General features: G+C 62.2%; 19 protein-coding genes and 1 riboswitch. Of the genes, 9 read left to right on the top strand and 10 right to left on the bottom strand.

Annotation, left to right across the window (positions count from 1 at the left end; all coding sequences use genetic code 11):
* Nucleotides 1-28: 28 nt before the first annotated feature.
* The 3 genes from KHO33_RS19955 to KHO33_RS19945 all read right to left on the bottom strand — a co-directional run bounded on the left by KHO33_RS19955 (nt 29) and on the right by KHO33_RS19945 (nt 3668).
* On the bottom strand, nt 29-1102 hold the full coding sequence (locus KHO33_RS19955) for a PhoH family protein (protein ID WP_200565184.1): 1074 nt from the start codon (nt 1100-1102) through the stop codon (nt 29-31).
* A gap of 46 nt (nt 1103-1148) precedes the next feature.
* Nucleotides 1149-2522: a tRNA (N6-isopentenyl adenosine(37)-C2)-methylthiotransferase MiaB gene (miaB, locus tag KHO33_RS19950; RefSeq protein WP_054034483.1), complete on the bottom strand. Its 1374-nt coding sequence runs from the start codon at nt 2520-2522 to the stop codon at nt 1149-1151.
* 162 nt (nt 2523-2684) lie between these two features.
* Entirely contained in the window at nt 2685-3668 is a 984-nt protein-coding gene (locus KHO33_RS19945) for a LysR family transcriptional regulator (protein WP_200565183.1), read from the bottom strand.
* Between the two features lie 116 nt (nt 3669-3784).
* Here KHO33_RS19945 and KHO33_RS19940 point away from each other — a divergent pair, with 116 nt between their 5' ends.
* From KHO33_RS19940 to ribB, 4 genes are all read left to right on the top strand, one after another.
* Nucleotides 3785-4186 (top strand): VOC family protein, encoded by a 402-nt coding sequence (locus tag KHO33_RS19940; protein ID WP_200565182.1) that lies wholly within the window; start codon nt 3785-3787, stop codon nt 4184-4186.
* Between the two features lie 31 nt (nt 4187-4217).
* A complete protein-coding gene (locus KHO33_RS19935; RefSeq protein ID WP_200565181.1) occupies nt 4218-5384 on the top strand; it encodes an MFS transporter in 1167 nt (388 codons plus the stop codon).
* A gap of 184 nt (nt 5385-5568) precedes the next feature.
* Entirely contained in the window at nt 5569-6258 is a 690-nt protein-coding gene (locus tag KHO33_RS19930) for a helix-turn-helix domain-containing protein (protein WP_200565180.1), read from the top strand.
* 134 nt (nt 6259-6392) lie between these two features.
* A riboswitch (FMN riboswitch) is annotated at nt 6393-6575 on the top strand.
* A gap of 146 nt (nt 6576-6721) precedes the next feature.
* Nucleotides 6722-7441: a 3,4-dihydroxy-2-butanone-4-phosphate synthase gene (gene ribB, locus KHO33_RS19925; protein WP_200565179.1), complete on the top strand. Its 720-nt coding sequence runs from the start codon at nt 6722-6724 to the stop codon at nt 7439-7441.
* 92 nt (nt 7442-7533) lie between these two features.
* On the opposite strand, the gene KHO33_RS19920 is transcribed toward ribB, so the two are convergent.
* The 4 genes from KHO33_RS19920 to glpD all read right to left on the bottom strand — a co-directional run bounded on the left by KHO33_RS19920 (nt 7534) and on the right by glpD (nt 12517).
* The gene (locus tag KHO33_RS19920; protein WP_200565178.1) at nt 7534-8220 is read right to left on the bottom strand and encodes an HAD family hydrolase; all 687 of its coding nucleotides are present in this window, start codon (nt 8218-8220) and stop codon (nt 7534-7536) included.
* 208 nt (nt 8221-8428) lie between these two features.
* Nucleotides 8429-9142, bottom strand: coding sequence for an MIP/aquaporin family protein (locus tag KHO33_RS19915; protein WP_054034471.1), 714 nt, complete (start codon nt 9140-9142; stop codon nt 8429-8431).
* 92 nt (nt 9143-9234) lie between these two features.
* Nucleotides 9235-10734 (bottom strand): glycerol kinase GlpK, encoded by a 1500-nt coding sequence (gene glpK, locus KHO33_RS19910; protein WP_154558058.1) that lies wholly within the window; start codon nt 10732-10734, stop codon nt 9235-9237.
* A gap of 253 nt (nt 10735-10987) precedes the next feature.
* Nucleotides 10988-12517, bottom strand: a complete 1530-nt coding sequence (glpD, locus tag KHO33_RS19905) for a glycerol-3-phosphate dehydrogenase (protein ID WP_200565177.1) — start codon at nt 12515-12517, stop codon at nt 10988-10990.
* 202 nt (nt 12518-12719) lie between these two features.
* Between glpD and KHO33_RS19900 the strand changes: the two genes are divergently transcribed.
* Entirely contained in the window at nt 12720-13094 is a 375-nt protein-coding gene (locus tag KHO33_RS19900) for a hypothetical protein (RefSeq protein ID WP_200565176.1), read from the top strand.
* Between the two features lie 78 nt (nt 13095-13172).
* Here KHO33_RS19900 and KHO33_RS19895 read toward each other — a convergent pair whose 3' ends face one another.
* The 3 genes from KHO33_RS19895 to KHO33_RS19885 all read right to left on the bottom strand — a co-directional run bounded on the left by KHO33_RS19895 (nt 13173) and on the right by KHO33_RS19885 (nt 15185).
* Nucleotides 13173-13799, bottom strand: a complete 627-nt coding sequence (locus KHO33_RS19895; protein WP_200565175.1) for a TetR/AcrR family transcriptional regulator — start codon at nt 13797-13799, stop codon at nt 13173-13175.
* A 101-nt stretch (nt 13800-13900) separates the two neighbouring features.
* Nucleotides 13901-14098 (bottom strand): hypothetical protein, encoded by a 198-nt coding sequence (locus KHO33_RS19890; protein WP_054034465.1) that lies wholly within the window; start codon nt 14096-14098, stop codon nt 13901-13903.
* Nucleotides 14099-14405: 307 nt separating this feature from the next.
* On the bottom strand, nt 14406-15185 hold the full coding sequence (locus KHO33_RS19885) for a DeoR/GlpR family DNA-binding transcription regulator (RefSeq protein ID WP_054034463.1): 780 nt from the start codon (nt 15183-15185) through the stop codon (nt 14406-14408).
* 342 nt (nt 15186-15527) lie between these two features.
* Between KHO33_RS19885 and ggt the strand changes: the two genes are divergently transcribed.
* From ggt to KHO33_RS19865, 4 genes are all read left to right on the top strand, one after another.
* Nucleotides 15528-17165, top strand: a complete 1638-nt coding sequence (ggt, locus tag KHO33_RS19880) for a gamma-glutamyltransferase (protein WP_175050773.1) — start codon at nt 15528-15530, stop codon at nt 17163-17165.
* Nucleotides 17166-18530: an MFS transporter gene (locus KHO33_RS19875; protein WP_200565173.1), complete on the top strand. Its 1365-nt coding sequence runs from the start codon at nt 17166-17168 to the stop codon at nt 18528-18530.
* Nucleotides 18531-18873: 343 nt separating this feature from the next.
* Nucleotides 18874-19701, top strand: a complete 828-nt coding sequence (locus KHO33_RS19870; protein ID WP_200565172.1) for a ferritin-like domain-containing protein — start codon at nt 18874-18876, stop codon at nt 19699-19701.
* Between the two features lie 137 nt (nt 19702-19838).
* On the top strand, nt 19839-20363 hold the full coding sequence (locus KHO33_RS19865) for a pyridoxamine 5'-phosphate oxidase family protein (protein WP_200565171.1): 525 nt from the start codon (nt 19839-19841) through the stop codon (nt 20361-20363).
* The last annotated feature ends 20 nt before the right edge of the window (nt 20364-20383 follow it).

Here is a 20383-nt window from a genome sequence, read left to right as displayed (position 1 = left end):
AATTAGCGACGTAAATCAACGACGCAATCTAGCGCGAATCCGCCGGACTGGCGGTTTTCTGCGAATGCGCATCGTACGCCTCCACAATTCGCGCGACCAGCGGATGCCGCACCACGTCCGCGCTCGTGAAGCGCGTGAGCGCAATGCCACGCACGTCCGCCAGCACTTGCTGCGCTTCGATCAGCCCGCTCTTGTGACCACGCGGCAAGTCGACCTGGGTCGTGTCGCCGGTGACCACGGCCTTCGAGCCGAAGCCGATCCGCGTGAGGAACATCTTCATCTGTTCGGGCGTGGTGTTTTGCGCCTCGTCGAGGATGATGAACGCGTGATTCAGCGTACGGCCGCGCATGTACGCGAGCGGCGCGATTTCGATCATCTGGCGCTCGAACATTTTGGCGGTCTTGTCGAAGCCGAGCAGGTCGTACAGCGCGTCATACAGGGGACGCAGATACGGATCGACCTTCTGCGCCAGATCGCCCGGCAGGAAGCCAAGGCGTTCGCCCGCTTCGACGGCCGGACGCGTCAACACGATGCGTTTGACCTGATCGCGCTCCAGCGCGTCCACTGCGCAAGCCACCGCGAGATAGGTCTTGCCCGTTCCCGCCGGACCGATGCCGAACGTCACGTCGTGCGAAATGATCTGCTTCAGATACTCGCGTTGCATCGGCGTGCGGCCGCGCAGGTCGGCGCGGCGCGTGTACAGCTTCGGGCCGAGTTCTTCGAGGTCGTCGTCGCCGCTATCGGCGGGCTGATCGAACGGGTGATCCGGATTGCCCGGAAAGCGCGGGTCCAGTGTTTCCGTGCTGTGGCCGTTGCCGTTCGCGCGATGGCGTGCCGGCTGACGCACTTCAACGAGCGCGAGCTGGATGTCGTCGACCGACAGGGGCTTCTGCGAATTGTCGTAGAACCTTTCGAGCGCGGTCAGCGCGAGTTTCGCGCCGCGCCCACGAATCGTGATGCGGTGGCCACGGCGTTGCAGCGTCACGTCGAGCGCCTGCTCGATCTGCCGCAGATTTTCGTCGAGCGGTCCGCAGAGGTTGGCGAGCCGCGCGTTGTCGTCGCGCGGTGCGGTGAATTCCAGATGCTGCTGAGTGGTCTTCAAGGCGGAGGATCGATCCTGTCGGGGTTGTGACGCTGGCTGGCGTCGCTCAGTGGGTGGTTGCGGGCGCGTCGTCGTGCACCAGCACGAGCTCGCCACGCAACGAATGTGGGTACGCATGGACGATTTTCACGTCCACCATCTGGCCGATCAGCCGTGCGTGCGACGCGACCGGCGCCGGGAAATTCACCACGCGGTTGTTCTCGGTGCGGCCCGCGAGTTCGTTCGGGTCCTTGCGCGCCGGGCGCTCGACCAGAATCCGCTCGATCTTGCCGACCATCGAATCGCTGATGCGCTGCACGTTTTCTTCGATCGTAGCCTGCAAATGTTGCAGACGTTTGAGCTTCACTTCACGCGGGGTGTCGTCGTGCAGATTCGCGGCCGGCGTGCCGGGACGCGGGCTGTAGATGAACGAGAAGCTGGTGTCGTACTTCATCTCGTGCACCAGCGCCATCATCTTGTCGAAGTCTTCTTCCGTCTCGCCCGGGAAGCCGACGATCATGTCGGTCGACAACGATAGGTCAGGGCGGATCGCGCGCAGCTTGCGGATCACCGATTTGTATTCGAGCACGGTGTAGCCGCGCTTCATCGCCATCAGGATGCGGTCGGAGCCGTGCTGCACCGGCAGATGCAGGTGGCTGACGAGCTTCGGCACCTTGGCGTAGGTGTCGATCAGGCGCTGCGTGAATTCCTTCGGATGCGACGTGGTGTAGCGAATCCGTTCGATGCCGGGAATGTCCGCGACGTATTCGATCAGCTGGGCGAAGTCGGCGATCTCCGACGAACCAAGCGTGATGCCGGCGCGGTAAGCATTCACGTTCTGGCCGAGCAGCGTGACTTCACGCACGCCCTGGTCGGCGAGGCCGGCGATTTCGGTCAGCACGTCGTCGAGCGGACGCGACACTTCTTCGCCGCGCGTGTACGGCACGACGCAGTAGCTGCAGTACTTGCTGCAGCCTTCCATGATCGACACGAACGCGCTCGCGCCATCCACGCGCGCCGGCGGCAGGTGATCGAACTTTTCGATTTCCGGGAACGAGATGTCGACCTGAGCGCGGCCGCTTTCGCGGCGCTTGTCGATCATTTGCGGCAGACGGTGCAGCGTTTGCGGCCCGAACACCAGATCGACATAGGGTGCGCGCGCCACGATCGACGCGCCTTCCTGGCTCGCCACGCAACCGCCCACGCCGATGATCAGATTCGGGTTCGCTTCTTTCAATTCGCGCACACGGCCGAGTTCGGAGAAGACTTTCTCCTGCGCTTTTTCGCGCACCGAGCAGGTGTTGAAGAGAATGACGTCCGCGTCTTCCGGGGTGTCGGTTTTGACGAGGCCTTCAGCCGCGCCGAGTACGTCGACCATCTTGTCGGAGTCGTACTCGTTCATCTGGCAGCCGTAGGTCTTTACATAAACTTTCTTGGTCATCGATTTTCGCCGGTCGCAGTGGTTAACCTGGGGGCGTCGTTTAAAAGGTGGAGAGAGGTGAAAACGTGCGGACGGCGCCGCGGGGCGGCGCTGGGGCTTGCTCGAGCCCGCTTGAGCTTATTCCGGTCCACTTTCAATGCACGTTTGCAGCGTAGCTCAATATTATAGCCCTTCACCGGATGCGGTTTCCGCGGCAGCCTTGGCGCGCGGCCGCTCCGGCGGCAAGCCCAGCAGGCCTTCCAGTTCGTCTGACACCTGCGCGAAGCGCTCGCTCAGAAAATCGAGCAGCACGCGCACGCGCGGCGCCATGAAGCGGTTGCGGTGGTAGAGCGCGTGCAACGGCGCGTCCGGATAGCGCCATTCGGGCAGCAGGATTTTCAGGCAGTCGCCCCGCAAGTCCGCTTCCACGTCCCACATCGACTTGATCACGATCCCGTAGCCGCGCCGCGCCCATTCGCGGGCGACCGCGCCGTCGTTGGTTTCCCGGGACGTTTCGAACGGCACCGTGTAGTGCTGCACTTCTTCGCCGCGCGTGAAACGCCATTCGTTGGCCGGGCCGGATGCGGTGCCGAGCACGATGCAATCGAAATTCGCCAGATCGTTCGGGTCTTTCGGCTCGCCCTTGCGCGCGATGTAGTCCGGCGACGCGCACAGCACACGGCGGTTCGGCGCCAGTTTGCGGGCGATGAGCGAGGTGTCCTGCGGCACGCCGAAGCGGATTGCCAGATCGATGTCTTCCTGCACCAGGTTCGACAGCGAGTCCGACAGCGTCAGCGCGAACGTGACTTCCGGGTAGAGCGCGTTGAACTCGTCGAGCCAGTGCATCAGCAAGTTGCGGCCGAAATCCGAGGTCGCAGAGATCCGCACCTTGCCGCGCACCACGCCCTGTCCGGCTTGCAGCGCGGCTTCGGCGTCGTCGAGCGATTGCAGCGCCTGGCGGCAGCAGTTCAGGTAGAGGCGGCCTTCGTCCGTGAGTCTCAGTTGACGGGTGGTGCGCTCGAACAGGCGCGTCTTCAGGCCGGTTTCGAGTTTGGCCAGTCGCGCGCTGGCGGCGGCCGGCGTTAGGCCCATCTTGCGGCCCGCCGCCGACAGGCTGCCCTGCTGCGCCGCTTCGACGAACAGGCGGATATCACCGAGGTTATCCATCGCGATCTTTCAAAGTTATTTGAAAATGTTTCAAATGCTACGCCAATTATCAAATTGACGTGTTCCGCTCACAATGCACTCCTCGTAAACCCTTTGTGCTCCGTGCAGCCCGCGCCATGCAACTCGATCACGCAACGATCGTCACCGCCGACCTCGAGACCGCCCGACGTTTCTTCGTCGACGTCGCCGGGCTGACGGAGGGCGCGCGTCCGCCGTTTTCGATCGACGGCTACTGGCTGTATGCGAACGGCCGGCCGGTGATTCATCTGATCGATGCGACGGTGCCCGCCGTAGCGGGCAGGGCTATGCCGCGAATCGACCATGTCGCCTTCCGGCTGGAGAGTGCCGACGAATGGGCGGCGCTCTTGCGGCGCGTGCATGCGGCGGAGCTGCCTTATCAGCTTGCCGAAGTGCCGCAGATGGGGCCGCAGCAAGCCGAGCAGCAGTTGTTTATCGCGCTCGCGCCGGGCGTGGTCATCGAATTCGTAACGGCGCTGCGCAACGCCCACCGTAGCTGACACGCTCAACTTTAGAACCTGGAGTAGAAAAATGCCCATTCCATTACTGGCGCTCGCGATCAGCGCTTTCGCGATCGGCACGACCGAGTTCGTGATCATGGGCTTGCTGCCCGAGGTCGCGCGCGATCTGGCTGTGTCGATTCCGTCGGCCGGTTTGCTGGTGAGCGGCTATGCGCTCGGCGTGGCCGTCGGTGCGCCGCTGCTCGCCGTGGTCACCAGCAAGATGCCGCGCAAACTCGCGTTGCAGTTGCTGATGGGCGTGTTCATCGTCGGCAATACGCTGTGCGCGATTGCGTCCAGCTATTCGGTGCTGATGATCGCGCGCGTGGTGACGTCGTTTGCGCATGGCTCGTTCTTTGGCATCGGCGCGGTGGTGGCGGCTTCGCTCGTGCCGGCTGAAAAGCGTGCAAGCGCCATTGCGCTGATGTTCACCGGTTTGACGCTCGCGAATGTGCTCGGCGTGCCGTTTGGGACGTTCGTCGGCCAGGAGTTTGGCTGGCGTGCGGCGTTCTGGATCGTCAGCGCGTTTGGCGTGCTGTCGCTGGCGGGCGTGTCGCTGCTGGTGCCGAATCGCCATGATTCCGGCCCGGTTGGCCTCGGTCACGAAGTGCGCGTACTGAAAGACCCGCAAGTCTGGACCGCGCTCGCGATGACCGTGCTGGGCTTCGGCGGCGTGTTTGTCGTGTTCACCTATATCGCGCCGATTCTCGAACAGGTCAGCGGTTTCTCGCCGCGTGGCGTCACGCTGATTCTGGTGCTGTTCGGCGTCGGTCTCACGATCGGCAATACCGTGGGCGGCAAGCTTGCGGACCGTGCGCTGATGCCTTCGCTGATGGGCATTCTGGTGGCGCTCGCGGTGGTGATGGCGATCTTCGCGCGTACCAGCCACTCGCAGGTGGCGGCGGCGATTACCATTTTCGTGTGGGGTATTGCGGCGTTCGCGACGGTGCCGCCGTTGCAGATGCGTGTGGTCGAGGAGGCCGCTGCCGCGCCGAATCTGGCTTCGACGCTGAACATCGGTGCGTTCAACGTTGGCAATGCGGGCGGCGCGTGGCTCGGCGGTCTGGTGATCAATCACGGCCATTCGCTCGATACGCTGCCATGGGTCGCAGCGGCGGTTAGCGTGGTGGCGTTGCTGCTCACGTGGTTCGCGGCGCGGATGGATGCGCCGGCAAGGACCGTGGCGCAAAGCGCCTGAGTCTGCGTGGGCGCATCTGCCCCAAACACGCCCATATGAAAAATTCGCACAAGCTTTGCGAGAATCGTCCTCCGCAATGCTGATAACAGTGTGAAGATAACTTCGTTGGGCGCGGCGGGGCGCGGTGCTATCTTGCTTCCACTAACCGCTTGCCCGCCGTCCGGCGGCGCTCCTGGAGGCAATCATGCATTCCCCGCTTGCGCTGGTTCGCGATCCCACGGCTGACACCGATGCGTCGCCGCGTGCCGCTGAACCTTTCGATGCTCTTGAACATCTGGTCGGCGTGAATCTCGCCCGTTTGCGCGCCGAGCGCCAACTTTCGCTCGACGCTCTCGCCCGCGCCTCGGGCGTCTCGCGAGCGATGCTCGCGCAGATCGAGTCGGCGCGCAGCGTGCCGTCGATCAAGGTGCTGTGCAAAGTGGCATCGGCGCTGAAGGTTTCGGTGGCGGCGTTCTTGCGGCGTCATGCGACCAACGGCTTCGAGCATTTGCCGGCGGAGCGTTCGTCGCGGCTCGTCAGTTCGAATGGGCGCTACTCGGCCCGGCCGCTTTATCCCGACGCCGAGCCGACCGCCGCCGAGTTTCACGAGTTGCGTATCGCGCCGTTGCATACCGAGGCCGGCACGCGCCGCGCGCCGGGCACCACAGTGAATCTGGTGGTGAGCGAAGGCACGCTGGAAGTCAGCGTGCACGACCAGCGCCAATTGCTGGCCACGGGCGACGCGATCGTGTTCGATGCCGACCAGCCGCACAGCCTGCGCAATCCGGGCGACACCGAAGCGCGCGCGTTTCGCGTCACGTTGAAGGCGGAAACGCCGCCGCGCTGGGATGTGCCCGCGCCGCACGATTTGCCGCGCCAGGCCGCGCCGGTTTGACGAATGCAGTTTTTCAGGCGGATGTGCTGCCAGAATCCGCGGTGAAGCCGGGATGTCCGTCTAATCAGTAGGGGTTGCGCTGCAGGTTCCGCGCGACTGTTGTATTCTTTGCCGGCCGGTCAATCCGGCAATCAGTGCGTCTTCAGGGCGGGGCGAAATTCCCCACCGGCGGTATGCCGGCAGCGCGAGAGCGTGAGCCGGTGAGCCCGCGAGCGCCCGCTTTGTTCAGCTTTCAGCGTATCGAAAGCGCAGTGGGGTCAGCAGATCTGGTGAGAAGCCAGAGCCGACGGTTAGAGTCCGGATGGAAGAAGATGTGCAGATAGTCATGTTCGTTTCCGTGTTGCCGCCAGAGGTTCGGGCGGTGCGCGAGCGCCGCTTTGCGCGGCGTTCAACGGCGCGTCTTTGTCTGTTTGCAATGCCCTGAAACGTTTTTCGCCCAACTTTTGCGATGAGCGTTTCAACTATGTCCTTTGCTACTTTTCCTGCTCCGTCGGTGATTGCGGATAGCGCATCACTTGACCTTCCCCTGCTCGCCACCGAGCCCGTTCCGCCGCGTATCGCCGCCGCCTTGCAAGCTATGCGCGATGGCCGCGCTGTCGTCCTGCAAGACGATCACGACCGCGAGAACGAAGCCGATCTGATCGTTTCCGCCGAGCGTCTTTCCGTCGAAACCATGGCCTTGCTGATCCGCGAATGCAGCGGCATCGTCTGCCTGTGCCTGCCCGACGACAAAATCCGCGCGCTAGAACTGCCGCCGATGTCTGTCAACAACGAAAGCCGTCACGGCACCGCGTTCACGGTCTCGATCGAAGCGCGCGATGGCGTGACCACGGGCGTATCCGCACTCGATCGCGTGACGACAATCCGCGCGGCTATTAGCGATACGGCGAAGCCTGCCGACATCGTGCGTCCGGGCCACGTGTTTCCGCTGCGTGCGCAACCGGGCGGCGTGCTCGCGCGCCGCGGCCACACCGAAGGCACGGTCGATCTGGCGATTCTCGCGGGTCTGAAACCGGCAGGCGTGCTGTGCGAGCTGATGAACGCGGACGGCACGATGATGCGCGGCGCGGATGTGGAGCGTTTCGCTCAACAACACAATCTGCCGATGCTGACGATCGCCGAGCTGGTGGAATTCCGCCAGGCGCTGGCGACGGCGCGCGAATGCGTCGCGGATGAGGTTTGATGCATTAGAAAAAACCCGCGCCCGGAATAGCGCGGGGTTTCTCAGGAATTTGAAGCCGGCTATTGCAGCCGGCTTTTTTCTTGTTGCGCCCGTTAAGACTGCACGTCGCCAAACTCCCCACGCACACCGGCCTCGACCAGTGCGGGTAGTTCATCCATATGCTTCATGATGCGTGTCATGCCCATCTTGCGAAGCGCATCCGCATAACCGTCGGGGATATGGCTCGCACCGACGAAGGCAATCGTCTTCATACCCGCCGCTCGCGCCGCATTCAAACCGGCCACGCTGTCTTCCACGACGACGCAGCGCGAGGGCTCCACGCCCAGTGTCTTTGCAGCGAACAGATACACATCCGGATAAGGCTTCGGCCGCGCGACCTGTTCGGCGCTGAAAATCCGCTCACCGAAAATCTGCTGCAAACCTGCGCGTCGCACCGACGCATTCACGCGCGCCATCCGGCTGTTCGATACGACCGCGGCCGGCAGCGTCACGCGTTGTAAGGCTTCGCGCACACCGTTGATCGGGCTGAGCGATGCCGCGAGTTCAAGCTCGACATTGTGTTCAATCGTATTGAAGAAATCGGCCGGCAGCGTGATATCGAACGACTTCTCGATACCTTCGAGAAAGCGCGAGGTCTGCTGGCCGAAGGCCGTCTTGACGACGGGTTCGAAGTCGAGGCCGGGGAAGGTGGCGGACAGCGTTGCGAGCATTACGCGGTCAGCGATGATTTCGCTGTCGACGAGCACGCCGTCGCAGTCACAGATGAGGTGGTCGATCATGCTTTAAGACGGAAAGCGAGAAGCACGCGAGCAAGACAGTTGCAAGCTCATGCGCGGAGATTGAAAGCATCATGATACGTGCTTTGGCGCCGCGTGCGCGGCGCCGTCGCTTGCCGCCGGTGCTTATTTGCGCGGTGGGAGCGCGCTTATGTTTGCCTTTAGTGCGCCTCGTGCAGGCCCTATATACGCTCCCACGTGCGCTGCAGAATCAGTGCGCGTGCAGATACAAATACAGCCCTGTTGCCGCCGCGCCGCCCAGCAAGGGACCGCACACCGGGATCCACGAATAACGCCAGTCGCTGTCGCGTTTGCCCGGAATCGGCAGCAGCGCGTGCATCAGACGCGGCGACAGGTCGCGCGCGGGGCTCATCGCGTAACCGGTCGGGCCGCCGAGCGAAATACCGATGCCGAGTACCAGCAGGCCGACCGGCAGCGCGTCGAGCGCGCCCAGACCAACTTGCGGCGAAGCCAGATACAGCACGCCGAGAATCAGCACGAAAGTCGCGATCATTTCAGTGAGCAGGTTATGCGGCACGCTGCGAATTGCGGGCGACGTGCAGAACACGCCGAGCTTCACGTCGGCATCGCCTTCCTTGTTGAAGTGCTGACGATACGCGAGCCACACGAGCAGGGCGCCCGCCATCCCGCCGAGCATCTGCGCCGCGACGTAGCCCGGCACTTTGGCCCACGCGAATTTGCCTGCCAGCGCGAGGCTGATCGTGACCACAGGATTCAGGTGCGCGCCGCTGTACGATGCCGTGACGTACACAGCGATGAACACGGCCATCGCCCAGCCCATTACGATCACGATCAGGTCCGCGCCTTTGCCCTTGGTGCGCGCGAGCAGCACATTGGCAACCGCGCCGTTGCCGAGCAGCACCAGGAGTGCGGTGCCGATGAATTCCGCAATGTAAGGAGACATGATTTGGTATCCGAAATATAGTTGTTAGGGAAGCCGCTGGATAGGCGGCTTCGTTATGTCGAAAGGTGTCTTATGGAACCGGTGGACAGCAATCAGGGCGTGTCGGCCCAGGCCTTCGCGGCGCGGATCGCGCGCTGCCAGCCGTCGAGACACTCCTTGACATCGGCGTGCGGCAGGGCAGGCGTGAAACGACGATCGAGCGCCCACTGGCTTTTCAGTTCGTTCACGTCTTTCCAGTAACCGACCGCGAGACCGGCCAGATACGCGGCGCCCAATGCGGTCGTCTCCGATATCTTCGGACGCACTGCGTCGACGCCGAGAATGTCCGCCTGGAATTGCATCAGCAGATTGTTCGCGCAAGCGCCGCCGTCCACACGCAATTCGCCGATGCGAATGCCGGAGTCGGCTTCCATTGCTTTCAGCACGTCGAGAGATTGATAAGCGATCGAGTCGAGCGCGGCGCGGGCAATGTGCGCCGAACTCGTGCCACGCGTCACGCCAAACAGCGTGCCGCGAGCCCGTGCATTCCAGTGCGGCGCACCCAGGCCTGCAAACGCGGGCACCAGATACACACCATCGCTATGCGGCACGCTGCGCGCCATCGTTTCGATCTCCGCTGCGTTCTTGATGATGCCGAGGCCATCGCGCAGCCATTGCACCACCGCGCCGCCGATGAAGATGCTGCCTTCGAGCGCGTAGTTGATCTGGTCGCCAATCTGCCAGGCAATCGTGGTGACGAGATTGTTCTTCGATTCGATCGGCTTGTCGCCGGTGTTCATCACGAGGAAGCAGCCGGTACCGTAGGTGTTCTTCACCATGCCCGATTCCGTGCACATCTGGCCGAACAGGGCCGCGTGCTGGTCGCCGGCGATGCCCGCGAGTGGAATCTTGGAGGCGAATACGGTGGTCTTGGTCGGCCCGTACACTTCCGACGATGCACGCACTTCCGGCAGCATGTTGCGCGGAATGTCGAGCGCTTCGAGCAGTTCGTCATCCCACTTCAGCGTGTGGATGTTGAACAGCATGGTGCGCGACGCGTTGGTCACGTCGGTGACGTGCAGACCACCCTTGGTGAAATTCCACACCAGCCAGCTATCCACCGTGCCGAAGGCGAGGCGGCCTTGCTTCGCTTTTTCGCGTGCGCCTTCGACGTTGTCGAGAATCCAGCGGATCTTGGTCGCCGAGAAGTACGAGTCGATCGGCAGACCGGTTTTCGCGCGGACTTTTTCTTCGAGACCTTGCTCTTTGAGCTGGTCGCAGAAGTCGGCGGTGCGGCGGTCTTGCCAGACGATCGCGTTGTAAATCGGATGACCGGTTTCCCGGTCCCACACGATGGTGGTCTCACGCTGATTAGTAATGCCAATCGCCGCGATCGAGGTGCCGTTCATGCCGGCCCGCGTGACCGCTTCGGCGGCGACGCCGGCCTGCGTCGACCAGATTTCCTGCGGGTCGTGTTCGACCCAGCCCGGACGTGGATAGATTTGCTGGAATTCTTTCTGAGCGGTCGACACGATATTGCCGAGCCGGTCGAACAGCATCGCGCGGGAACTGGTGGTGCCTTGGTCAAGCGCGAGGATGTACTGATCCTGCATTGTCTCTTCTCCATGTGTTTTATGAATCGCCGGATTGCTTACCGGCGACGGGAACGGCTTGTTGGTTTAAGCGGGCTGCAACAGTTTGAGCGTATGCGTCCCGGCTTTGTCAGTAGCCGAGGGGTGAAAATCGATTCGGGTCATGCGGGTTAATTCACATAGCCAGGCCGTGTTGCGATAGCCTGACCTGGGTGGTCCTGCTATGCGGCTCTGCTAAATGAGCCTAACTAAACAATCTAACTAACTGCTTTAGCTAGGCACTCTGTCGGAACGGCTCGCGGGCGAACCATGCGTCAATGTCGTGTGTGATCGAATCGAGCGTGCCCGGTTCGACGTGCAGGCCGAGTTTCGAGCGGCGCCACAGTACGTCCTGCGCGCTGCGCGCCCATTCGGTGTCGCGCAAGTAAGTGAGTTCGGCTTCGTAGAGACCCGGCGCGAAAGCGCTGCCGAGATCGGCCACCGAGCGCGCGCTGCCAATGACGTCTTTCACGCGCGTGCCGTACGCACGTGCGAGGCGGTGTGCCAGATCGGCGGGCAGCCACGCATTCTGCTGCTTGAAACCGGCGAGGAAGCGCTCGAAGTTGGCCTGCGGAATATCGCCGCCGGGCAACGGCGCACCGGCCGTCCACGAGGGCGTGCCGTTATGCAGCGCATGCGCGAGTTTGTCGACGGCTTCTTCCGCCAGTTTGCGGAAGGTCGTGATCTTGCCGCCGAACACCGACAGCAGCGGTGCTTCGCCTGCTGGCGCATCGAGTTCGAGTGAGTAATCGCGCGTGACTGCCGACGGATTGTCCGCGCCTTCTTCCTCGAGCAGCGGACGCACGCCCGAGTAGGTCCAGCGCACGTCTTGCGGCGAGATCTTCTCTTTGAAGTAGCGGTTGATCGAATCGCACAGGTACTGCGTTTCGTCGGCGTTGATCGCCACTTGCGACGGATCACCGCGATATTCGAGGTCGGTTGTGCCGATCAGCGTGTAATCGTGTTCGTACGGAATCGCGAAGATGATCCGCTTGTCCGGATTCTGGAAGATGTACGCGTGATCGTGTTCGAACAGACGGCGCGTGACGATATGGCTGCCTTTCACGAGGCGCACGCTGTGCGTCGCCTCGCGGCCGAGCGCGCCATGCAGCAATTCGCCGACCCACGGTCCGGCCGCATTCGCGATCGAAGCGGCGCGCACGTCGAGGATCGTGCCGTCGTCGCGCTTGAGTTGTGCGCGCCATTCGCCGCCGGCACGCACCGCGCTCAGCAGCTTGGTGCGCGTGAGAATCTTTGCGCCGCGTTCCTTCGCATCCAGCGCGTTCAGCACGACCAGACGCGCGTCATTCACCCAGCCGTCCGAATACACGAAGCCGCGCTTGATCGAATCGACCAGCGGCGCGCCGGCAGGATGGTTGCGCATCACGATGCCGCGTGAGCCGGGCAGCAGTTCGCGTTTGGCCAGATGATCGTAGAGGAACAGGCCGGCGCGGATCAGCCAGGCCGGACGCAGATCGGGCATGTGCGGCATCACGAAGCGCAACGGCCACATGATGTGCGGCGCCGCGCGCAGTAGCGTTTCGCGCTCCTGCAGGGCTTTGCGTACCAGCCCGAACTCGCGGTACTCGAGGTAGCGCAGGCCGCCATGAATCAGCTTGGTGCTGGCCGACGACGTATGGGCCGCCAGATCGTCCTGTTCGCAGAGCAGCACTGACAGGCCGCGGCCCGCCGCATCGCGTGCGATGCCTGCGCCGTTGATCCCGCCGCCCACGACGAGCAAATCGTATCTCGAGCCTTGCGTCACCTGCTGTGTCCTCTGCGTCGTATTCGGAAACTGGTTTGGAAAAACTATCGAACCGATAGTGTTCGTTTGCGAACTTTAATGAACATATTCGAAAAAGTAAAGTTCGGTTTTCTTACGACCTCCTCTAGCGGTTGGCTAAGGTGGTGGCGTAACGCGCGGCCACGGACGATACTCTCGGCAGCAGCCATTTCGAGGTGAATTCATGCGTGGACTTTGGATAATCGGCGCCGCTGCACTCCTGACTGGATGCATCAGCTCGCCGAGCTTGAGCGGGACGATGGGCGCACCCTCGTTCGCATCGTTGCAGCAGATGTGCAGTGCCCAGACGGTCGACTACGGCAACGACGCGCAAGGCGTCTACGCGACGCTGTTCGATGCGTATGTGGCGAACCGGCGCGGCAAGTTGTCGAAGGACGATTACTGCGCGTTTCAGGCGTCGCTTGCCCAGCATTACACGAGCCTCGGGGTGAGTACCGACCCGCAAGCGCGCAATCAGTGGGTGACTTTCTTCACCGACCAGCGCGCCAAAGCATTGAGCTGGCGCGCGGCCGCCGATCCGACCTTGCGTGCGGGCTGAGCTTCGCGCCTGGTTGTTCCCACCTAGAACGTTTCGCCGGCTTATTCGCGTTGAGTGATTTGATGGGTTAACTCGGGGCTAGCCGCGCTGCGGCTGCGCCCCGCGCCACAACATCCGGCGAATCTGCGCGAACACGGCCTCGCGCGTCGGCGCGTTGCTCCCTGCTGCTTGCTGCGCCTGTGGCAAAGGCAACTGATTGGCGAGCGCCAGCATCGTGAAGCCGTGCAGGCTTGCCCAGTACGCGTAGCCGATCAATTCCGGATCCCCTTCCAGAAGGCCCGCGGCCACGAGCTGCTCGAAGTGCGCCCCGAGCATGCGCCAGGCGCGATGCGATGCGGCCTGGAGCTCCGGATAGGCGCCATCCTGCTGCGTCAGATCGAACATCAGGCGGTAGGCGTGCGGCTCGTCGAGTGCGAACGCCACGTAGGCGTCGCTGACGGCGGAGCGGTCGGTCGCGGGCGCTTCCCTCGCCACGGCTTCGAGCCGCGCCGCGAAGCGGTTGAACGCCGCCGCACGAACCATCGCAAGGATTTCGTCTTTGTCGCGGAAGTAGCGATAGGGCGTCATCGCGCTGCAACCCAGCTCTTTGGCCAGTTCGCGCATCGTCACGCCTTGCGCGCCTCGCGTGGCAAACGCGTTTTCAGCTACGCGCCGCATGGTTTCGCGAAATTGCAGGATGTCGTCGGAAGAGAGCGTTTTTGGCATGCGCGAAGGCAGAAGGTCCGTCGCGTCAATTTACTGTGTAAATGAATTGGGCACAACAAAGCGGCCGTTGATGCGGCCGCTTTGCTTGGTAATCCAGGGTACTAGGAAAAACGCTTGATGGCCCGGAGCGCACTGTCGCCGGTTTCGGTTACGCGCCATTGTTCGTTGCCCGACGCGAGCCGTTCGAGTTGCACAAGCTGGCGTTCCAGCAAGGCGTCGAGTTCTTCTCGCTCCATATCGACTTGATTGGGAGCGTCCTTGACGAGCAACAACGTGGCGAATTCATGCGGACTCAGCATCGTTCTCTCCATGTCAAGCAAACGCGGACGGCCTTGGAGGCGACTGGCACGATGCCAGTGGAGTCCGCTAGAGGATCAGGCGGGAGGTGCGGCTATCACGACAGGTTCACGCTGCCGGCACTCCGCGTAACGCGGAACGACGCCGGGGAACTGGAGTGTAGTCAACCACCCGTCAAACACCAAATGGGCCCCAGTAAATTTTCCCTTTGACAATTGGGACCCGCAGAGGCGGTTTGGGGCAGCGCTCAGATCCTTGATTTCACTCGAAGTTTCGCGTGCACTGCAACATGGCGGAAGACGCCTGGGATCACTCGGCGACGTAGACCTGGCAGTTGGCGGCGGCGAGGGTTTCGCTCATCTCGGCGGGCGGTGCGGCGTCGGTGAAAAGCGCATCGATCTGATCGAGGTGCCCTTGGCGAACGAGCGCGGGGCGGCCGAATTTGGAGTTGTCGGCGGCGAGAAACACGGTGCGTGCATGCTGGATGATCGCCTCGGCCACGCGCACTTCGCGGGTGTCGAAATCGCGCAGCGTTCCATCCGTTTCGATGCTCGACGTACCGATAATCGCGAAGTCCACCTTGAACTGCCGGATGAAGTCGATCGCCAGTTCGCCGACGATACCCTTGTCCCACGGCCGCACGATGCCGCCCGTCACCAACACTTCGCAATCCGGATAGCCGCTCATCATGCTGGCGACATTCAGATTGTTGGTGATCACGCGCAGGCCGCGATGCCGGTTGAGCGCTCGTGCGACTTCTTCAGTGGTCGTGCCGAGGTTGATGAAGAGCGATGCCTGATCGGGAATGTGAGTGGCCACTAGCGCCGCAATGCGCCGCTTCTCTTCGTGGAACATCCGCTGCCGCGCCGTGTACGAGACGTTCTCGGAGCTGGTCGGCAGACTGGCGCCGCCGTGATAGCGGCGCAGCAGGTTCATGTCGGCGAGCCAGTTGACGTCGCGGCGGATCGTCTGCGGCGTCACGTCGAAGTGGGCCGCGAGGTCGTCCACGGTCACGAAGCCGTCGCGTTGCACCCACTCCAGCAGTTCCTGTTGCCGGGCGTTGAGAGTCAGGCGGGGGTCTCGGGTCATGTGTCTCGGGTCGTGGGTTTTTATCGGCGCTGCCCGTTGCCGGCGCGAGAAGCCGAGCCGGAAGACGGGTAATGCGTGAACGAGGGTGAGCGTATTGTAAGACCATCGCGCGTCTTGTCTGCCAACTCGTGCGCCATGGTTCGGATCCAGGACGACCGTGCAGCGATCCATTCAGGTCATTTACGCATTTATTCATTTAATAAATGAATTTGTTTTTTGTGCCGGATCGCGCTGCAATCCAAGGCTCCGCGTTTTACCCCGCGTGCTACCTGAGTCTTACCCGTTTCCCATGGTTTCCGGCGTTATAGAACGCGCCGGACCGCGCTTTCGAGAGTGTTCGACATGACTGGCTTCAACTGGCAAAACCCCTATCCGACGCCGCGTCTGCCTGTATTCGCGCGCAATATCGTTTCGACTTCGCATCCGCTCGCCGCGCAAGCCGGTCTGCGGATGCTGTGGAAAGGCGGCAATGCCGTCGACGCGGCGATCGCGGCGGCCGCCGCCATTACGGTGGTCGAGCCGGTCTCCTGCGGCCTCGGCGGCGACGCCTTCGCGCTGGTGTGGGACGGCAAGAAGCTGCATGGCCTGAATGCGTCGGGCGTCTCGCCGGCGGCCTGGAATGTCGATTATTTCAAGCGCAAGTACGGCGAGGAAAACGGTCTTGCCAAACAACCCAAGCGAGGCTGGGACGCTGTGACGGTGCCGGGCGTGATCGCCGGCTGGGAAGCGCTGCATCAGAAATTCGGCTCGCTGCCGTTCGCCGATCTGATGGAGCCGGCGATCGAGATCGCCGAGCGCGGCCATGCGGTGGCAAGCATCGTGGCCTACAAATGGGCGGCAGCCGTCCCCGAATTGAAGGACCTGCCGGGCTTCGCGCAAACCTTCATGCCGCGCGGCCGCGCGCCGGAAGTCAGCGAACTGGTGCGCTTTCCCGGCCACGCGAAGACGTTGCGCAAGCTCGCCGAACAAGGCCCGCGTGCGTACTACGAAGGCGAGATCGCCGAACAGATCGCGGCGTTTGCGCGTGAAGGCGGTGGCGCGTTGACGCTCGATGATCTGCGCAACTACAAAGCGGATTGGGTCGAGCCGATCGGCAAGGATTATCGCGGCTACACCGTGCACGAAATTCCGCCGAACGGCCAGGGCATCGCGGCGCTGATCGCGCTGGGCATCCTCGAAAAATTCGACGTGAAAGAACTCGCCGTCGACAACGTCGAGTCGCAGCATTTGCAGATCGAAGCCATGAAGCTGGCATTCGCCGACGTCTACCGTTACGTTGCCGATCCGCGTTCGATGGACGTCACGCCCGAGCAGATGCTCGACGACGCGTACCTCACGTCGCGCGCCAAGCTGATCGACCACAAGCGCGCCACTCAATTCGACTTCGGCATGCCGAAGGCCGGCGGCACGATCTACATGTCGGTGGCGGACGAGCGCGGCATGATGGTCAGCTTCATCCAGTCGAACTACATGGGCTTCGGTTCGGGCATCGTGGTGCCCGATAGCGGTATCGCCATGCAGAACCGCGGCTGCGGTTTCTCGATGGATCCGAAGTCGCCGAACGTGGTGGAAGGCGGCAAGCGGCCGTTCCATACGATCATCCCGTCGTTCCTGACGCAGCAGGTGGACGGCAAGCAGGAAGCGGTGATGAGCTTCGGTGTGATGGGCGGCGATATGCAACCGCAAGGCCACCTGCAATCGATCGTGCGGATGCTTGACTACGGTCAGCAACCGCAGGCCGCCTGCGATGCCCCGCGCTGGAAGGTCAACCGCGACTTCACCATCGACATCGAATCGACGCTCGATCCGGCGACCGCCACGGCGCTGCAGAAGCTGGGTCACACGATCAAGTCGGTCGACGATCCGTACATGGACTTCGGCTCCGGCCAGTACATCTGGAAGCTCGACCGCAACGATCCGGACCGCGGCTATGTGGCGGCAAGCGACAGCCGTCGCGACGGCCTGGCAGCGGGGTTCTAAATGAACATCCCCGCGTCGCAATCCGCGACTGCATCTCCGCATTCCACGTCCGCACCGCTGTCCAAAGCGATGGTGCGGCGTATCGTGTTTTCGTCGTCGGTCGGCAATGCGCTCGAGTGGTTCGACTTTCTGGTCTACGGCTACTTCGCGACGATCATCGCGAAAGAGTTCTTCCCGATGCAGGACGAGTGGCTCTCGACGCTGCTCGCCATCGCCACCTTCGGCATCTCGTTCCTGATGCGGCCGTTGGGCGCCATCGTGCTGGGCGTCTACGGCGACCGCAAGGGCCGCAAGGCGGCGCTCACGCTCGCCATCGCGCTGATGATGGTCGGCACCTTGACGATGGCGGTGATGCCGCCGTATGCGTCGATCGGTCTGGCGGCGCCCGTGTTGATCCTGCTCGCGCGGCTCGTGCAAGGCTTCGCGGTAGGCGGTGAGTTCGGTAGCGCGACGGCCTTCATGGTCGAACACAGCGCGTCGCGGCGTGGCTACTACGCGAGTTGGCAGTTCGCGAGCCAGGGTCTGGCCGCGATCACCGCGGCGGCCTTCGGTTCGCTCCTGACCGCGTGGATGCCGCCCGAGCAACTCACTAGCTGGGGCTGGCGCCTTCCGTTCATCTTTGGTCTGCTGGTCGGGCCGGTGGGCTATTACATCCGTTCGCATCTCGATGAGACCCCCGAATTTCTCGCCTTGCGTAAAGCGCGCGAGTCCGCGAGCAAGCATCAGATTGCATCTGACGCGAAGGACGCGTCGTTCAGCAACCAGTGGGTGAATTTGCTGCTGGCCGTGGGCATCGTCGCGCAATCCACGGTTGGCGTGTACGTGCTGCAGCTCTACATGCCGATGTACGCAGTCAAGCAGTTGCACATGCCGGCTGCTGCGTCGTTCGGGGTGGTGGTGCTCAACGGTGGCTTGCAGTTCCTGCTGTCGCCCGTGATGGGCGCGCTGTCCGACCGCATCGGCCGGATTCGCATCATGCTGACGACGTCGATACTGATGGGCTTGCTGATTTATCCGATGTTCGCTTTGCTGCAGTCGCATCCGACGATCGGCTGGCTGCTGCTGTTGCAAGGTACCGCTGGAATTTTCAAGGCGGCTTACTCCGGACCGATGCCCGCACTGATGTCCGAGATTTTTCCAACGCAGGTGCGTTCGACGGGTCTTTCAATCGGTTACAGCATCGGCGTGACGATTTTCGGCGGCTTCGCGCCGACGATTGTGGAGACCTTCATTCACTTGACCGGCGACAAGCTGGCGCCAAGTTACTACGTCCTGATTGCGGCAGTCCTGTCCGGGTTGTCGCTTGTCGTGGTCGCGTGGCGTATGCGGCGCGTTAGGCGTCTCGAAGGTGTTCAGCCCGCATGATGGCATTGCCGGCGGCCGTTGTGCCTTGCAGCGAGCCTTGCCGCGGTTGACGTGGAATTTCTTTGCAAGTCAAAGCCAGCTCTTCGAGCTGGCTTTTTTTGTGCCTTGCGAGCGTCGCTTGTAACCAACTGAAGCATTCGACTACGGTGAAATTTGAACTGCGGCGGTTCGGCATGGTCTGTGCTGGGTTATCTGCAGAATTGTGAAACACCGGCTAAGATGCAGGATACAAGGGGTTAACTCTAATCAAGGCGCTGTATCTGACCCGGCGGACCGCCCTTGCGATAGTGGGCGGTTTCGAGCGCGCTCCACGAGTCGATACAGCTTTCGGAGCAAAGACACAATGCACACTGAGCTGAACCATGTGATGCCCTGGCGGATCGAGGATATCGACCTCACCCGCATAGATCGTCAGAAGGCCGTCGCTAATGAAGACCTGCTGCTTCTGCTGTGCGCCGCTTCGTTCATCGAAAGCGGTACCGATCTTTACACGAGTAATCTGAGCACTTTCTTCGACGGCGACCCCGAAGTTTCGGCCTGGCTCAACCAGGAATGGGAGCCGGAAGAGATGCAGCACGGCCGGGCGCTCAAGACCTATATCGCCTACGTCTGGCCTGAGTTCGATTGGGACACCGCCTTCAGCAATTTCATGGAGGAGTACTCGCTGACCTGCTCGGTCGAAGACTTCGAAAAGACCCGCGCGCTCGAGATGGTCGCGCGATGTGTGGTGGAAACGGGTACCGCAACGCTGTATCGCGCGATCGGAGAATGTTCGGACGAGCCCGTGCTCAAGCAGATCACCGACAACATTCGCACTGACGAAGTCCGGCACTACAAACACTTTTTCAAGTTCTTCAAGAAGTACAACAAGATCGAAGGCAATGGCCGTCTTGCGGTTCTCGGCGCGTTGATGCGGCGTGTGATGGAGATCAAGAACGAAGACTCGGAGATCGCCTTGCGCCATGTCTTCGCGATTCGTTATCCGGAACGCGTGCACGATTCGGCCTATAACCGCGAACGCGCCGCGCGCATCAATGCGCTGGTTCGGCGCAATCTGTCGGCGGACATGTGCGTGAAGATGCTGCTTAAGCCGCTCGATCTGCCGGCCAAGATTCAGCCGGGCGTGCATTATCCGCTCGCCAAGATCACGCAGCACGTGTTCTTTCGTTAATGGTTTTCTGCTGAGTCCAACGCATACAGAGATGAAAATGAATGGCCCGCTTATGCGGGCCATTTGCTTTTCGAGGCATGATTGATCCTCGGCAACCCTCGCAACCTCGGCGACCCGCCACCGACTGGATCGATACCATGAGCGACTCTCCTTCACCCGAACGTCCGCTCGAACAGAACGTGTTCGACGAATGGCCCGACGCCGTCCGCACATTGTTCGACGGGTCGTCGCTGGCGAGCAAGACGGGGTTCACCGCATCGTTGCTCACCGTCGATGCAAACGGCCATGTGCGCACGTCGCTGCTTGGCGTCGGCGAGTTGTACGCGCCGGATTCGCGCTCGCTGTGCATCGCATTGTGGCCACAGGCTCGGGCGGCGCGTGTGATCGCGCAAAACGGCCGGGCCGCGCTGACGTTCGTCTGCGACGAGGCGTTTTATCAGGTGCAGTTGCGTTTGACGCCGCTAACGGGCGTAACGGGCGACGACAGCGGTCTCGTGTATCTCATCGGCTCGATCGACACAGCGGAGGCGCAGAGCGTGCGTTATGCGCGCCTGACAAGCGGCATCACGTTTGAACTGGAGGGGAAAGGGGAGGCGGTGCTCGATCGATGGGAACGCCAGATCGAGCACCTGAAGCAGGCTGCCGCTGCGGCTAGCCGATAGTCAGCGACTACGGCTAGCGA

This window comes from Paraburkholderia nemoris, assembly GCF_905221015.1.
GTDB lineage: Bacteria > Pseudomonadota > Gammaproteobacteria > Burkholderiales > Burkholderiaceae > Paraburkholderia > Paraburkholderia nemoris.
Note: the sequence above shows the minus strand (reverse complement) of the source record. Positions and strands in the feature narration are given on the sequence as shown.

Excerpts from the sequence above, each read along its gene's own strand:
- miaB (WP_054034483.1), bottom strand. The coding sequence starts at position 2,522 with ATGACCAAGAAAGTTTATGTAAAGACCTACGGCTGCCAGATGAACGAG.
- KHO33_RS19945 (WP_200565183.1), bottom strand. The coding sequence starts at position 3,668 with ATGGATAACCTCGGTGATATCCGCCTGTTCGTCGAAGCGGCGCAGCAG.
- KHO33_RS19940 (WP_200565182.1), top strand. The coding sequence starts at position 3,785 with ATGCAACTCGATCACGCAACGATCGTCACCGCCGACCTCGAGACCGCC.
- KHO33_RS19935 (WP_200565181.1), top strand. The coding sequence starts at position 4,218 with ATGCCCATTCCATTACTGGCGCTCGCGATCAGCGCTTTCGCGATCGGC.
- KHO33_RS19930 (WP_200565180.1), top strand. The coding sequence starts at position 5,569 with ATGCATTCCCCGCTTGCGCTGGTTCGCGATCCCACGGCTGACACCGAT.
- ribB (WP_200565179.1), top strand. The coding sequence starts at position 6,722 with ATGTCCTTTGCTACTTTTCCTGCTCCGTCGGTGATTGCGGATAGCGCA.
- KHO33_RS19920 (WP_200565178.1), bottom strand. The coding sequence starts at position 8,220 with ATGATCGACCACCTCATCTGTGACTGCGACGGCGTGCTCGTCGACAGC.
- KHO33_RS19915 (WP_054034471.1), bottom strand. The coding sequence starts at position 9,142 with ATGTCTCCTTACATTGCGGAATTCATCGGCACCGCACTCCTGGTGCTG.
- glpK (WP_154558058.1), bottom strand. The coding sequence starts at position 10,734 with ATGCAGGATCAGTACATCCTCGCGCTTGACCAAGGCACCACCAGTTCC.
- KHO33_RS19900 (WP_200565176.1), top strand. The coding sequence starts at position 12,720 with ATGCGTGGACTTTGGATAATCGGCGCCGCTGCACTCCTGACTGGATGC.
- KHO33_RS19895 (WP_200565175.1), bottom strand. The coding sequence starts at position 13,799 with ATGCCAAAAACGCTCTCTTCCGACGACATCCTGCAATTTCGCGAAACC.
- KHO33_RS19890 (WP_054034465.1), bottom strand. The coding sequence starts at position 14,098 with ATGCTGAGTCCGCATGAATTCGCCACGTTGTTGCTCGTCAAGGACGCT.
- KHO33_RS19885 (WP_054034463.1), bottom strand. The coding sequence starts at position 15,185 with ATGACCCGAGACCCCCGCCTGACTCTCAACGCCCGGCAACAGGAACTG.
- ggt (WP_175050773.1), top strand. The coding sequence starts at position 15,528 with ATGACTGGCTTCAACTGGCAAAACCCCTATCCGACGCCGCGTCTGCCT.
- KHO33_RS19875 (WP_200565173.1), top strand. The coding sequence starts at position 17,166 with ATGAACATCCCCGCGTCGCAATCCGCGACTGCATCTCCGCATTCCACG.
- KHO33_RS19870 (WP_200565172.1), top strand. The coding sequence starts at position 18,874 with ATGCACACTGAGCTGAACCATGTGATGCCCTGGCGGATCGAGGATATC.
- KHO33_RS19865 (WP_200565171.1), top strand. The coding sequence starts at position 19,839 with ATGAGCGACTCTCCTTCACCCGAACGTCCGCTCGAACAGAACGTGTTC.